The sequence below is a fragment of the Corynebacterium sp. HMSC05H05 genome (assembly GCF_001807265.1).
Classification (GTDB): Bacteria; Actinomycetota; Actinomycetes; order Mycobacteriales; family Mycobacteriaceae; genus Corynebacterium.
Map to the genome: position 1 here is coordinate 90716 of NZ_KV788407.1, position 13745 is coordinate 104460.

The 13745-nt window shown below is 66.6% G+C and carries 11 protein-coding genes; 3 read left to right on the forward strand and 8 right to left on the reverse strand.

Features of this window, described 5'->3' with window-relative positions:
- Window positions 1–10 precede the first annotated feature (10 nt).
- The gene (locus tag HMPREF3151_RS09025; RefSeq protein ID WP_070475197.1) at window positions 11–2422 is read left to right on the forward strand and encodes an excinuclease ABC subunit UvrA; all 2412 of its coding nucleotides are present in this window, start codon (window positions 11–13) and stop codon (window positions 2420–2422) included.
- Window positions 2423–3022: 600 nt separating this feature from the next.
- Here HMPREF3151_RS09025 and HMPREF3151_RS09030 read toward each other — a convergent pair.
- From HMPREF3151_RS09030 to HMPREF3151_RS09045, 4 genes are read right to left on the reverse strand one after another with little or no spacing between them, the layout of a single operon-like run.
- Window positions 3023–3403, reverse strand: coding sequence for a hypothetical protein (locus tag HMPREF3151_RS09030; RefSeq protein WP_070475198.1), 381 nt, complete (start codon window positions 3401–3403; stop codon window positions 3023–3025).
- A gap of 33 nt (window positions 3404–3436) precedes the next feature.
- On the reverse strand, window positions 3437–4075 hold the full coding sequence (locus tag HMPREF3151_RS09035; protein WP_083290274.1) for a suppressor of fused domain protein: 639 nt from the start codon (window positions 4073–4075) through the stop codon (window positions 3437–3439).
- Window positions 4076–4122: 47 nt separating this feature from the next.
- Entirely contained in the window at window positions 4123–4872 is a 750-nt protein-coding gene (locus tag HMPREF3151_RS09040; RefSeq protein ID WP_070475200.1) for an aminotransferase class IV, read from the reverse strand.
- Window positions 4865–6706 carry a chorismate-binding protein gene (locus HMPREF3151_RS09045; RefSeq protein ID WP_070475201.1) on the reverse strand — a complete coding sequence of 614 codons (1842 nt, stop codon included), beginning with the start codon at window positions 6704–6706 and terminating at the stop codon, window positions 4865–4867. Before HMPREF3151_RS09045 ends, HMPREF3151_RS09040 begins: the two co-directional genes overlap by 8 nt.
- Window positions 6707–6974: 268 nt before the next feature.
- Between HMPREF3151_RS09045 and HMPREF3151_RS12235 the strand changes: the two genes are divergently transcribed.
- A complete protein-coding gene (locus HMPREF3151_RS12235) occupies window positions 6975–7100 on the forward strand; it encodes an N-acetyltransferase (protein ID WP_256365533.1) in 126 nt (41 codons plus the stop codon).
- On the opposite strand, the gene HMPREF3151_RS09050 is transcribed toward HMPREF3151_RS12235, so the two are convergent.
- Genes HMPREF3151_RS09050 through HMPREF3151_RS09060 form a run of 3 tightly spaced genes read right to left on the reverse strand, consistent with a single transcriptional unit; the run spans window position 7101 to window position 12125 of the window.
- Entirely contained in the window at window positions 7101–9485 is a 2385-nt protein-coding gene (locus HMPREF3151_RS09050) for a glycogen/starch/alpha-glucan phosphorylase (protein WP_070475202.1), read from the reverse strand. It abuts the gene before it with no gap.
- Window positions 9486–9527: 42 nt separating this feature from the next.
- Complete coding sequence (locus tag HMPREF3151_RS09055; protein WP_070475203.1) at window positions 9528–10781, reverse strand: amidohydrolase; 1254 nt, start codon at window positions 10779–10781, stop codon at window positions 9528–9530.
- Window positions 10782–10784: 3 nt separating this feature from the next.
- Window positions 10785–12125: a DUF4921 family protein gene (locus HMPREF3151_RS09060; protein ID WP_246815247.1), complete on the reverse strand. Its 1341-nt coding sequence runs from the start codon at window positions 12123–12125 to the stop codon at window positions 10785–10787.
- Window positions 12126–12156: 31 nt separating this feature from the next.
- Here HMPREF3151_RS09060 and HMPREF3151_RS09065 point away from each other — a divergent pair, with 31 nt between their 5' ends.
- The gene (locus HMPREF3151_RS09065; RefSeq protein ID WP_070475204.1) at window positions 12157–12546 is read left to right on the forward strand and encodes a hypothetical protein; all 390 of its coding nucleotides are present in this window, start codon (window positions 12157–12159) and stop codon (window positions 12544–12546) included.
- On the opposite strand, the gene HMPREF3151_RS09070 is transcribed toward HMPREF3151_RS09065, so the two are convergent.
- Window positions 12516–13655: a glycerate kinase family protein gene (locus tag HMPREF3151_RS09070; RefSeq protein WP_070475205.1), complete on the reverse strand. Its 1140-nt coding sequence runs from the start codon at window positions 13653–13655 to the stop codon at window positions 12516–12518. The genes HMPREF3151_RS09065 and HMPREF3151_RS09070 overlap by 31 nt on opposite strands.
- Window positions 13656–13745: the final 90 nt, after the last annotated feature.

The window sequence follows — 13745 nt, forward strand, 5'->3', positions numbered from 1 at the left end:
GCTGGTGGGCATGCCTGAAACCGGAATTGAAGTTCGCGACGCCCACCTGCACAACCTCTGCAACGTGGATGTGGACATCCCGCGCGGCACGCTCGTAGCGGTGACCGGGGTGTCCGGCTCCGGCAAGTCCTCGCTCGCCTTCGGCACCATCCACGGCGAGGGCCAGCGCCGCTACCTCGAGTCGGTGGCACCCTTTGCCCGCCGCCTGATCGGTTCTGCTGTGGACCCGCAGGTCGGCTCCGTGGAGGGCCTGCCGCCGACGGTGGCGCTGGAGCAGTCCACCTCCGGCGGCGGCGCACGCTCGACGGTGGGCACTGTCTCTGCGCTGTCCAACAGCATCCGCCTGCTGTACTCGCGCGCCGGCGACAATCCGACGGGGCTGTACTCCGACTCGTTCTCCCCGAACACGCCGGAGGGCATGTGCCCGACGTGCCAGGGCACCGGCGTGGTGCACGAGCCCACGGAAGCATCGATGGTGCCGGACCCGACGCTGTCCATCGAGGACGGTGCGATCCAGGCCTGGCCGGGCGCGTGGGCCGGCAAGAACTTCCACGACATCCTGGCCACGCTGGGCTACGACCTGGACTCGCCCTGGCAGGAGCTGCCGCAGGAAGACCGCGAGTGGATCCTGTTCACCGAGGAGCGCCCCGTGGTCACCGTCAAGCCCCTGCGCGGCGAGGATCAGATCCAGCGCAACTACAAGGGCACGTGGCGCTCCGTGGCGTCGTATTTGACCAACACGCTCGCCGAGACCCAGTCCGACACCCTGCGCAAACGCGTGCTGTCCTACATGGAGTCGCGCGTGTGCGAGACTTGCCAGGGCCGCCGCCTCAATCCGGAGGCCCTCAAAGTCACCTACGCGGGAATGCCTATCGACGAGCTCGGCGCCCTGCCGCTCGACCAAGTCTATGAGGTGCTGGCAGCGCAGGATCCGTCCGAGGGTTCGGCCGAGGACCTGCTGCTCAAGCAGATCCTGCCCGCGCTGCAGTCCGCGCTCGACCTGGGCCTTGCTCACTTAAGCTTGGACCGCCCCGCGCCGACCCTGTCCGCCGGCGAGCTGCAGCGCATCCGCCTGTCCGCCCAGCTGCGCTCGGGCCTGTTCGGCGTGGCGTACGTGCTAGACGAGCCGTCCGCCGGCCTGCACCCCGCCGAACGCGGAGCCGTGCTGGACATCTGCCGCCGCTTCATCGACGCCGGCAACTCAGTCCTGCTGGTCGAGCACGACATGGAACTCGTCGCCCAAACCGACTGGCTCGTGGACGTCGGCCCGCTCGCCGGCGAGCGCGGCGGTGAGGTTGTCTACTCCGGCCCCACCAGCGACTACACCGGCGACGCACCCACCGCGAAGGCGCTGGCGAACCGGGCACTTTCGCCTAACGACGACCCACGCCCCGCCACCGGAAAACTGCGCCTTTCCGGCGTGTCGGCCCGCTCGATTGAGGGGCTGGAGGTCTCCTTCGGCATGGGCCAGTTCACCGCGGTGGCCGGCGTGTCCGGCTCCGGCAAGTCCACGTTGGTCAGCACGGTTCTCGCGGGCGTGCTCCGCGACGCCGCGTCCACCGTGGTCGAGGAAGAGGACGAGGTGGCGGGGGAGGCCGGATGGACCGTCGATAGGCAAGAAGGCTTCGACGCGGTGAGCCGAGTCGTGCAGATTACCCAGAAGCCCATCGGGCGCACGCCGCGCTCGACGCTGGCGACCTACACTGGGCTGTTCGACGGCGTGCGGAAACTGTTCGCCGGCACCGACGAAGCGAAGCGGCGCAAGTGGACCGTGTCGCGCTTTTCCTACAACGTGAAGCAGGGGCAGTGCCCGACCTGCGGCGGCGCCGGCAAGATCGAGGTCGAGCTGGTGTTCCTGCCCGGCTCGTACACCACCTGCCCGGACTGCGGCGGCGCGCGCTACAACGACGAAACCCTCGAGGTGACCTGGGAGGGACTCACCATCGCGCAGGTGCTGGAACTGACTGTCGACGAAGCCGCCGACGTCTTCGCCGACGAACCGAAGATCCTGCGCGCCGTGGAAACCCTGCAGGCCGTGGGGCTGGGCTACCTGCGCCTGGGCCAGGGCGCACCGGAGCTTTCCGGCGGCGAGGCGCAGCGCATCAAGCTGGCCACCGAGCTGCAGCGATCCCGCAACTCGCGCCGCGGCCACACCGTGTACCTGCTCGACGAGCCGACCACCGGCCTCCACCCGGCTGACGTGGCGCTTTTGGTCAAGGAGCTCAACAGCCTTGTCGACGCTGGCCAAACCGTGATCGTGGTCGAACACGACCTGTCCGTCATCGCGCAAGCCGACCGCGTGATCGAGATGGGCCCCGGCGCCGGTGCAGAGGGTGGTCAGGTGGTGGCCACCGGAGCCCCCGCCGAGCTGGTCGAGCGCGACACCGCAACCGGGAAGGTGTTGGCCGAGCGGTCGGCGTAGGTCGCTGTCGGTGGGGGCTATGCAGCTGCATAGTGCTGTGGGGGTAGTCCTTCGCTATGCAGCTGCATAGTCGCGGAGCCTCCGTTCGCGTGGTTCGTTGGAATGCCCTCCTAAACGAAACGTGCAAAAGTTGACAATTTGGACGGCCGTCCAGGTTTAACGGTGCAGGTCAGACGCTTATAAGTGTTGCCGCATGTAAATTCATACAAAACACGAGCAGGCAAAGGGCTTGAATCACTATGCAGCGGCATAGTCTTGTTGGCTGATTTCACTATGCGACGACATAGTTCTTCAAGCCGAACCAACTATGCAGCTGCATAGTTTTCTGCGATAGTCGGTCCGTCTCAGAGGAGATTGGCTCAGCTTCGTTGACTATGCAGCGGCATAGTCTCGTCGGCCGGGATTGCTATGCAGCTGCATAGTTTTTCGCGATGCCTGGTCCGCCTCGGGGGAGGTTGGTTCAGCCTCGTTGGCTATGCAGCGGCATAGTCTTGCTGACCGGTCCCGCTATGCAGCGGCATAGTCTCGGCACGGTCATCCACTATGCAGCTGCATAGTCGAACGAGGGGGATCGGATCACTTCACGTGCTGGATTCCGGGTTACCGTTCTTGCCAGATGCGAAGCAGCTGGTTTTCGGTGTAGGCGTAGTCGGGGTCGACTGCCGCGATCGCGCGGGTGAGGCGCTCTTCCCACCGCTGCATGATTTCCGCACCAAGAGGGCCGATCGGGCCGTCCGGGTTCTCCACGGCGGCGTCAAGCACGATGCCGGCAATTTCGACGTCGGGCCGCGTCCAATTGCGCCCGTCGCTTATCTCCAAAAAGGTGCGACAAGCTGCGAGCGCCTTATTCGGATCTTCGAGTGGTGCTTCATGGAACAGCATCGCGGTGGCCCAGTGGTGCATGGCGAGAAGCTCGTCGCTATGCGACGGCGCTTCCGCCTCCGCCGTGCCGATCTTGTGCTCGATTTTGTGGCAAAGCACCGTTCTCTCCTTGGTTTTGCTTGCCTGCCTGGGCTAAACCGCGGATGGGCGGCCGGGGTATACGCCTTCGGCAACGCCAAGATCGTAGAGCTTGCCCAAAATGTCGTCACCGGCGAGGTACGCCCGCAGTTCGTCGGTGTAGATGGGGTAGACGCCGAAGAAGTGGACGGTGTCGTCGCCCACAGGCGTGCGCAGAAAATCTCCGTCGGCGTCAACCGTGAATGCGCTGCCGATGATGAAGCCGGAGAATTCGCTGCCCGGATAAGTCTCGCTCGGGTCGAGCCCTGCCTGGCCCGAGGTTCCGTAAGACAGCCACGTATCCATGTCTTTGGGGAGGCGTGCGGTGGACTTGAGCAGGGTTATTGGCCAGCTGATCGCGTCGCCTTCGGGGCCGTTTTGCGAGCCAATCTCCGCAAGTGGCCAATCGTCCGGAAGCGTCATCACCAGCTCTGTGCGGTTGAATTCTTCCTTCCCGGGTGGCATCTGCATCCGGTAGTCATTCATCCCCGAAGTGCACAGCGTCCAGAATTGACGCTGCTCGGTGGGGGCCCAGCAATAGACGTCGATGTGCAGCTCGTCCGAGATGAGCTCGTGAAACACCGAATAGTCCTCGCCCAACAGCGGGGCAAGTCGGGAGTGCACAATGTCTTGTGGAATTTGCGGGTTAGTCATGTGACCTAAAGTACGCAAATCACGCGTTCGTGACTGATAGCGGGTTGTCAGTTTCCTGTGATGTGTTTAAGCTCCCGGCTGAACCCGCCCCACCACCAGTCGCACCACTCAACAAAGGAGGGGTGCACCGGGGGAGTGATCACGGCGCCACCGGCGTGCAGTTCGCTGACCGGGCTGATGCCGTGCAGGGAGTTGAGGAACCACAGCGGGCGCTCGGCGGCGGCGTCGGGGTACAGCCGGCGCCGCTCAACACGCATGCCCAGCCGCTCAGCCCGCGAAACAACCTGGTGCAACGTCACGCTCGGCAGCCACACGCCGTCGGGGACGCACAGGGTGTCGCCGTCCCACATCACCAGCGCGCCGGTGGAGGTCTCCAACATTGCGCCGTGCCTATCGACGATCACCGTGTCGTCGGTCCCCGCCACCTGGTACCGCGAACGGTACGCGCGAAACGCGGCGAAGTCGGGGCCCTTCACCTCGGGACGTGTGCGCGGGTCGGGGGCCTGCGCAAATGTCAGTGCAGTGATGGGGCGCGGGGGAGGGGCGGAGCGGACGTCGAGAAGCAAAAGCCCCTGCGACAGGGCGATGCGGGGGAACAGTTCGCCCTCGGACAGCAGTGGCATGAGCTTATCGACGAACCCGGCAGGCAGCGGGCCAGCAGCGCGCGAAAACCGCTGAAGGTGCAGGTCGAGGCCGTTGGTGTGGCCGGAAGAGTGGCGCCAGGAATCGGCGACGTCGAGGGGCACGTCGGGGACATCGCGCTCGACGAACGAGCCGTGCCAGGCGTACCTACGCATCCCACGCCCCCAGCACGGACTGTGCCTTCAAGTTGCGCTCGGCGAGCTCGGCCTCTGGGTCGGAGGCGAGCACGATCGCTCCGCCGGCGCCCACGGTCACAGTGTCGTCTGAGCGCACGGCGGTGCGGATCACCACCGACAGATCGGCCTGACCATCGAAGCCGAAGTAGCCCAGAGCGCCGGAGTAGACGCCGCGCGGGGAAGTCTCCAGCCGGTCGATGATCTCGCAGGTGCGCAGCTTCGGCGCGCCGGTCATGGAGCCGGGCGGGAACGTCGCGCGCACGGCGTCGACGGCGGTGTGGCCCTCGCGCAGGCGGCCAGTGATGGTGGAGACCAGCTGGTGGACGGTGGCGTAGCTCTCCACCTGCATCAGCCCAGGCACGCGTACGGTGCCGGGCTCGCAGACGCGGGAGAGGTCGTTGCGGAGCAGATCCACGATCATGAGGTTCTCGGCGCGGGTTTTCGCATCATTCAGCAGCGCGGGGTCCTCATCGGCGGCGATGGTGCCCTTGATCGGCTTCGCCTCCACGTCGCGGCCGCGCACGGTGAGGAAGCGTTCGGGTGAGGCGCTGGCGACTTCGACGCCGTCGAAAAGCAGGTGCGCGGCGTACGGCGCCGGGTTGTGTTCGCGCAGCGCAGCATAGATATCGCCGGTTGCGCGCGTGGTGAAAGTGTCGGTCAGGCACACCTCGTAACTCTCGCCCGCGCGCAGCAGCTCCTGTGCCTCTTTGATGCTGGCGAGGTAGTCCGGGTTGCTCCAGGAGCCTTCGCCTATCGACGCCCCTCCGGCCGTGCCCGCCTCCTCAAGCGCCTGTGCAAGCCGGTCGAGCAAGCCGTCGGCGCCGTCGCCGGCCAGGGCGCAGAGGTGCGCGGCTTCGGCCTCGTGGTCGTAGACGATGAACGACTGCGGGCGCACGAAGTACGCGTCCGGGTAGGGCGAGCGGTGGCGCAGCGTGATCGGCATGGTCAGCTCGGCGCACTCGTAGCCCAGGTAGCCGATCCAGCCGCCGGTAAATGGCAGGTCGGGCGCGTCGAAAACCGGGGTGGATAGCTCGGTGTCGAGGGTGTCGAGCACGTTGCCGTCGCCAAGCGAATAGCGAATGGAGCGCGAGAGCACGCCGGCGGTGTCGCCGAGGATGGAGTAGCGCCCGCGCGCATCGGCGGAGTCGAGGAAGAACGCGTCGTTGCCGTCTCGCGAGATCGCGTTGAAGACGCGCTGGCAGTCGAGCGCGCCCGGCACCTCGTGGTGGATGACGCGCCAGCCGCCGAGGAAGTTGCGCATGATCGCCACGCCGTGCTGGGTGAGCACGGATTCCGGGTGGAATTGCACGCCCCAGTGGTTCAGCCCGTCGACCTTGAGCGCCTGGATCACGCCGTCCTCGCTGCGGGCGTGCACGGTGATGCCGGGAACCTCCTCGATGTGCAGCGAGTGGTAGCGCACCACCTCGAAGTCCTGCGGGATGCCGGCGAAGATACCCTCGCCGGAATGGGCGACGGTGGAGACGAACCCGTGGCGCGGCTCGGGCGCGCGGGTGACGCTGGACCCGGCGAGCATGGCCAAACCCTGGTGGCCGAGGCACACGCCGAGCAGCGGGATGCCGGTATTCGCGGCTGCCTCGATGACGCGCCGGGCAGGGCCGAAGTCCTCCTCGCGCTCCGGGGTGCCGGGGCCGGGGGAGATGACCACGTGGCTGAACTCGCCGGCGCGCACCCGCGGTGGAAGGTCGCCGGCCTCGCCCGCGGGGACCACGAGGGGCTCGCGGCCGGCGGCCTCGGTAATGAGGTGGGCGAGGTTGAATGTATATGAGTCGTAATTGTCAACGAGCAGAATCATTGTGCCGAGATCGTATAGCGTTTAGCTGCATGGACGCCACAATCCGGCCAGCTCGCGCCGAAGACGCCGCCACTGTCGCCGCCGTGCACAACCGTTCCCGCGCCCAAGCGTTCCGCGGGCATATCGCCGACGAGGTGCTAAACGACTATGCGTCGCTCGAGCGCAAGTGGGCCGAGTACTTCGACGCGCCGGACGGCCGCGTCCACCTCGCGGAAGTGGACGGCGAGGCGGTGGGCATGGCTTACGGGGTGCCCGGTGAGCCCGCGTTTTGTGGGTCGCGGAGTTCAACGAGCGCGCCCAGGTGTTCTACGCCAAGCAGGGCTTCGCCTTCGACGGCGAGGAAACGCACCACGCGGGCGACGGCATCACCTTGAAGCGCATGGTGCGCGGCTAGCTAGTTGATCGGGGTGGGCTCGATCTTCCACACGTCCTCGGCGTAGTCGCGAATCGTGCGGTCGGAGGAGAAGCGGCCAGACTCGCAGATGTTGATCCAGCACTTGCGGGCCCACTCGTCCGGGTCTGCGTAGTAGTCGGCTGCCATGCGGTCGCGGGCCTCGCGGTAGGCAGCGAAATCGCCGAGCACGTAGTAGACGTCCTGCTCGCCGTAGCCGTTGTCCTCCAGCAGCGAGGCGCGGATATCGTGGAAGGCGCCGGTGCCGCGGTCGTCCAGGGTGCCGTCGACGAGCGCGTCGAGCGCGCGCATGAGGCCCGGGGTCTGCTCGGCCACCTGGCGCGGGTTGTAGTGCGACTTCAGCTCCGGCAGCGCCTCCTCGCGGGCGCCGAAGATGTAGGCGTTGTCCTCGCCGACCGCGTCGACGATTTCCACGTTCGCGCCGTCCATGGTGCCCAGGGTGAGCGCGCCGTTCATCATGAACTTCATGTTCGACGTGCCCGAGGCCTCCTTGCCGGCGGTGGAGATCTGCTCGGAGACGTCCGTGGCCGGGATGATCTGCTCGGCCGGGGAGACGTTGTAGTTCTCCACAAACACCACGTGGATGTACTTCGAGGCATCCGGGTCGTTGTTCACCAGCTCCGCGATGGTGTTGATGAGCTTGATGATGCCCTTGGCGGTGACGTAGCCGGGGGCGGCCTTCGCGCCGAAGATGAAGGTGCGCTTCGGCACGTCGCGCTCCCCGTCGACCGTGATACGGAAGTACAGGTCCAGGATGTACAGCGCGTTCATCAGCTGGCGCTTGTACTCGTGCAGGCGCTTGATCTGGGTGTCGTAGATGGAGTCCGGGTCGATCTCCACGCCCTGGCGCGCGGCGATCCACTCGGCGAAGTCGCGCTTGTTCGCCGCCTTGATGTCGCGGAGTTCGTTCAGGACCTTTGGGTCGTCGACAAGCGGGCGCAGCTCCTTGAGCTTGTCTAGGTCGGTGACCCAGGCGTCGGAGCCGGAGAGACGGTCAAGGAGTTCGGACAGGCGCGGGTTGCACATGCGCAGCCAGCGGCGCGGGGTGACACCGTTGGTCTTGTTGTTGAAGCGCTCCGGGTACAGGCCGTGCCAGAAGCCGAGGGTGTCGCGTTTGATGATCTCGGTGTGCAGTGCCGCCACGCCGTTGACGGAGTAGGAGGCGTAGCAGGCGATCCACGCCATGTGCACGCGACCGTCGTGCACCGGGGAGTAGTGGTGGGCCGTCTCCGCGTCCACGCCGCGGGCCTCCATGTCCAGGCGGTAGCGGCGGTCGATCTCTTCCACGATCTCCCAGATGCGCCAGAACAGCTGCTTGAAGATGGACTCTTCCCACGTCTCCAGCGCCTCCTGCAGCACCGTGTGGTTGGTGTAGGCGAACGTGTGGGTGGTCACCTCCCAGGCCTCGTCCCAGCCGAGGCCGTGCTCGTCCATGAGCAGGCGCATCAGCTCGGGGATGCCTAGCACCGGGTGGGTGTCGTTGAGCTGGATGGAGTTGTACTTGTGGAAGTCGCGCAGGTCGTCGCCGTGGGCGGTGCGGAAGTCGTCGATAAGCTCCTGCAGTGAGGCGGAGCAGAAGAAGTACTGCTGGCGCACGCGCAGAAGCTTGCCGGCGTAGGTGGAGTCGTTGGGGTAGAGCACGCGGGTGATGTCGTGGACGGCCTCGCGCTCCAGGATCGCGTCGGCGAAGCGCTGGGAGTTGAACGCGTCGTAGTCGAACTCGGCGATCGGGGAGGCGTCCCACAGGCGCAGCGTGCCCACGTTGTCTGTGCCGTAGCCGGTGATCGGCATGTCGTAGGGGATGGCGCGCACGTGCATGTCGTCGAAGCGCACAATGCGCTGCTCGGAGCCGCGGCGGATGATGAAGGGGTAGAAGGACTCCTTCCACGCGTCGGGGTGCTCGCGCTGGAAGCCGTCCTCGAACTCCTGGCGGAACAGCCCGTAGCGGTACAGCAGCCCGTAGCCGGTCAGCGGGAAATTCTGCTCGGCGGCGGAATCGAGGAAGCACGCGGCGAGGCGCCCCAGGCCGCCGTTGCCGAGTGCGGCGTCGTGCTCGGCCTCCAGCACGTCCGAAAGCTCGAAGCCATTCTCTTCGGCGATAGCCTTCGCCTTATCGACGAGCCCAAGGTTAGTCAGGTTATTCAGCAACGCCCGACCCTCCAGGAACTCTGCCGAGAAGTAGGCCGCACGGCGGGTGTTCTTGTAGGTGTTGCGGGTTTTATCCCAGTCGTCGGCGATCTGCTCGACGGTGGCGGCGGACAGGCCAGTCCAGAACTTCTTCACCGTGGAATCTTGCGGTGCGCGGCCGGAGAAGCTGCGGACGTGGCCCTCGACGGTCTGCTCGAATGCTGGCTGAGATGCAGTCATGGGTCCCGAGCGTACCGGCGCGATCGGGAACGTGCAGGTGAGCTACTTAGCCAGGTAAGTCAGCGCGGCGGTCAGGCCCGCGCGGGTGGAGGCGTCGATGGTGGGCTCGTACTCCGGCAGGAAGGTGGACATGTGGTTGACCGGCACGTCCTCGCCGACACGGTCTTCCTCCACGGCCTTGTCCCACACGTCGTGGGGCGTGCAGCCGATAAGCCAGAAGAAATACGGCGCGCCGTAGGCCTGGCCGATGACGGGGAAGTCCTCCGAGACGGTCTTCGGGTCGGCGGTGACGGAGGCGTCGCCGAAGACGCCGTCGAACTGCTCGCGCACGCGGGTGAAGACTTCCTCGTCGTTGTCCAGCAGCTCGCCGTGGGCGAAAAAGGAGATCATGGCCTGGTCCAACGAGCCGGACGCCAGCACCTCGGCGTGGACCACGCGCTTGATGGCGGAGTACACCTTCGCCTTGACCCGGTCGGAGTAGAAGCGGCAGTTCAGCACCAGCTCGGCCTCGCCCGGGATGATGTTGTTGGTGGTGCCGGCGTGCATGCTGGCCACGGTGACCACGGCAAAGTCCGCGGGGTCCACCTCGCGGCCCACGATGGCCTGCAGGCGGGCGATGATCATCGCGGCGGTGTAGGTGGGGTCGATGGCGTTGTGCGGCATGGAGCCGTGGGCGGCGCGGCCCGGGATCTTGATGCGGATGGAGTCGCAGGCGGCGAACTGGGGGCCCGGCTTGGACATCACCTCGCCGGCGCGGCCCGGCATGACGTGCTGACCGAAGACCACGTCCGGTGCGGGCACCTTCTCGGTCAGGCCGCCGTCGGCCATGTCCTGGGCGCCGGCGCCGATCTCCTCGCCCGGCTGGAACAGGGCGATGAACGTGCCGGACCAGTGCTCGCGGGTGTTGTCCATAAAGTCGCACATGCTCAAAAGCGCGGTGGTGTGGATGTCGTGGCCGCAGGCGTGCATGGTGCCCACGGTCTGCCCGTCCGCGGTCTTGGCCACCTTGTGGGAGGCGTACGGCGCGCCGGTCTGCTCGGTCACCGGCAGGCCGTCGAAGTCCGCGCGGTGCATCACGGTCGGGCCCTCGCCGTTTTCGAAGACGGCGCAGATGCCGAACTTGCCGATCGGGGCGATGACTTCGCAGTCGAAGCGTGACAGCTCCATCATCAGGCGGCTGTAGGTCTCCTCCTCCTGCAAGGACAGCTCCGGGTTGGCGTGCAGCAGCTCGTAGAGGCGGCGCTGCCACACCTCGTCCACGGAGTAGGAGCGCAAAATCTCGGAAATATTACTCAAAACTCATCTCTCCAAATTTGGGTTATATCGCAATAGGTTGGGCGCCGGGGTGCATTCCTCGGCGATGCGCAAGGACGCGGACACGTGGCCGTCGCTACGCAATGTGCGAAGTGCCGCGGTGGCGCGGTCGCGCATGTCAAACGGCGAGAGCGTGTTCACGTAAATCTGCGTGCCGCCCTCGAAGCCGGCGAGGGTGGAGATGCGCCATTTCAGGTTGATGCGCCACGGCATGGGCACGTCCAGGTCCACGGGGCGGTAGTGCCATTCCTCGTTGGTGGCCACCTGCCCGCCGGTGGCGGCGTGCGCCGCGTGCAACAGGTCGGACACCGCGCGGACCTCTTCGTCCGTGTGCTCCCACGGCTCGCTGGCGCGGGACTTCGAGTACACCGTCATGGTGGGGTAGCGGTGGCCCACGCCGGCGGTGAGGATGGCGTGGTCGTTCTCCGCGATCACCAGGTTTTGGTAGAACGCGTGGTTGACGCCCCAGTCGTTGTACAGGTTCAAATTCTGGCGCAGTTTCGCCGTCTCGGTCTCGGCGTTGACTCCGCGCTCGTCGATGGCCACCAGCTGCTTGTGCAGGTGCTCGAACGACGCGCCGGCGGGCGAGAGCCAGTTTTGAAACACCACCACGTAGCGGGCGTAGGTGTGCTGCTCCACCAAGTCGCGCAGCGAATCAACGGTGAACGCGATGAAGCGGTAGTGCTCCTCCGGGGTCAGCGACCCGGAGCCGGCGAGCTGCGCCGAGTTCTCCGCCCCGTCCACGAAGTGGCGCTGGCCGATGATCACGTCGTGGCCGCCGCCGAAGTACGCCGGGGCAAGCTCAAGCAGCTCCTCCTCGGGCCGATCCGGGTCCTGTCCCGCCGCGGCCAGGCGTGTGCGCACGATCTCCAAAACATGCTCGCGCCCGGCGGGGTCCGCCAGGTAGCGCTCCATGTGGCTGCGGCGCGCGGCCGGCATTTCGTAGCCGTAGTTTTTCTGCCAGTAGTCGTAGGAGACAATCTCGAACAGGTTAGGCACCCGCCGAAACTGCGCGACCGTGTTGTCCAACTCGTCGGGCATGGCGTCGCGCAGGATGGCAAACCCGTCGCCGTCGGCGATGAGCCGCGATTTCTCCGGCGGGGTGCGCAGCTTGCGCGCTTCGCAGAAATTGCAGGTGTCCGTGTGCGCGCCGGGTGCAAGCGGCTCGGGCGGGGCGCCAGCTGCGGCCAGGGGCCTGTTGCCGCGCCCCGGCACCGTCCACACCTCCGTGCCGGAGAACGGATTGACCTGCTTTAAAGTCCCGTCCGCCATGGTCCGAAGCGCAACGTGGTACGAGTGCGCTGGGTTCACGGCGGGGTTGGACATGCCCGCAACCATACCGGTTAGCCTTACACGCATGTCTGTGATCCAATTCGACGTCCTCGTCCCACCCACCGTCGCCGGCGAGGTCAAAGAGGTCTTCCAGCGCGCACTCGACATCCTCGTGCACCGGGAGATGCTCACCGCGGGCACGGTGGAGATGGAGCAGGTGCGTATCGACGACTCCGTGCGCACGCAGCTGGCCGAAACCTACGAGCGGGACCGGGGTGAAGACCCCGCGGAAGCGGAGGTGTTCCGCTACAGCATCACGCCCGAGGGGGCGGACAGCCTCAACCGCCTGGCCATGGGCCTGTCGCGCATCCTCACCCCGAAGGCGGACCTGCCGCGCGACCCGGTGATGCTGGAAGACCAGGACCGGTTCGAATCGCCCTCGATCTACCCCTGGACCGTGGAAGTGTTGAGGTAGGCCACGGCGATCTCAGCGCCGGCCTGGGTGAGCTGCTCGCGTACGTTGTCAGTCTCCGGGTCGATCTCCGGCAGCGTGACCGCGATGGTGCCCTCCTCCGGCTGCTCGTCGAAGCTTCCTGCGGCCACCGCGAACGCCGCTCCGGACCCGCGCGCCAACTCGCCGACGACGGAGGCGACCTTGCCGGTGCCTGTCTGCCCGTCGAAGCGGCCCTCGCCGGTGATCACAAGAGCCGCACCCTCGACCTGCTCCGCCAGCCCGTTGGAATCCGCCACCACGCGCGCGCCGGGCAGGATGTGCACGTGGGAGGCGTCTCCGTGGAGCATGGTGGACAGCCAGGTGATGCCGATGCCCACGCCGCCCGCGGCGCCCATGCCCGGGGTGGCCGGGTCCACGTCCGCGACCTCGCACAGACGCGCCAGGCCTCGGTCGAGCACCTCGATGTCTTCTTCCGTCGCGCCCTTCTGCGGGCCGAACACGTGCGCCGCGCCCTCGGGCCCGGTGGCGGGCGCGGTGGTGTCGGTCAACAGCACCCACTCCACCGCGCCGGCGGGGACGTTGACCTTCGCGGTGTCGAAGTTTGCCAACTGCTCCAGCGCCCCGCCGCCGGGTTTCAGCTGGTAGCCCGCCTGGTCCAGGGGGTTCACGCCCAGGGCGACGAGGATGCCGGTGCCGCCGTCGATAGTTGCGGTGCCGCCAAGCCCCAGCACGATCCGCTCGGCGCCGCGCGTCTCGGCGTCCGCGATGAGCACGCCGGTGCCGTACGTGTCGCCCGTCAGCGGCACCGGTTCGTCCACCGCGGGCAGGCCGGAGGCCGCGGCGACGTCGATGTAGGCGGTCTTGCTCGGGGCGTGGAAGGTGTACTCCGCTTCGGTGAGGCGGCCGGCCGCGGTAGTCGTCGGCAAGCAAATGCGCTCGCCCTCGAACAGCGACGAGGTGCCTTCGCCGCCGTCCGCCATGGGGGTGAGCACGATCTGCGCGTCGCGGATGACGGAGCGCACGCCTTCGGCGAGCCATTCCGCTGCCTCGGCGGCGGTGGCGGTGGACTTGAAGGAGTCCGGCGCGACAACGATTTTGGGCGACGGAACTGCGTCGAGGGGAGAAACCATGGGGGAGAGTCTAGCTGCCGCCCACGCGCGGCCGAATGGTGTTGTAAAGTTTGTCCGGTACACAATTCTGCATAGCTATAGATATCGGAG

Excerpts from the sequence above, each read along its gene's own strand:
- HMPREF3151_RS09025 (WP_070475197.1), top strand. The coding sequence starts at position 11 with ATGCCTGAAACCGGAATTGAAGTTCGCGACGCCCACCTGCACAACCTC.
- HMPREF3151_RS09035 (WP_083290274.1), bottom strand. The coding sequence starts at position 4,075 with ATGACTAACCCGCAAATTCCACAAGACATTGTGCACTCCCGACTTGCC.
- HMPREF3151_RS09045 (WP_070475201.1), bottom strand. The coding sequence starts at position 6,706 with ATGATTCTGCTCGTTGACAATTACGACTCATATACATTCAACCTCGCC.
- HMPREF3151_RS09050 (WP_070475202.1), bottom strand. The coding sequence starts at position 9,485 with ATGACTGCATCTCAGCCAGCATTCGAGCAGACCGTCGAGGGCCACGTC.
- HMPREF3151_RS09065 (WP_070475204.1), top strand. The coding sequence starts at position 12,157 with ATGTCTGTGATCCAATTCGACGTCCTCGTCCCACCCACCGTCGCCGGC.
- HMPREF3151_RS09060 (WP_246815247.1), bottom strand. The coding sequence starts at position 12,125 with ATGTCCAACCCCGCCGTGAACCCAGCGCACTCGTACCACGTTGCGCTT.
- HMPREF3151_RS09070 (WP_070475205.1), bottom strand. The coding sequence starts at position 13,655 with ATGGTTTCTCCCCTCGACGCAGTTCCGTCGCCCAAAATCGTTGTCGCG.
- HMPREF3151_RS09040 (WP_070475200.1), bottom strand. The coding sequence starts at position 4,872 with ATGCGTAGGTACGCCTGGCACGGCTCGTTCGTCGAGCGCGATGTCCCC.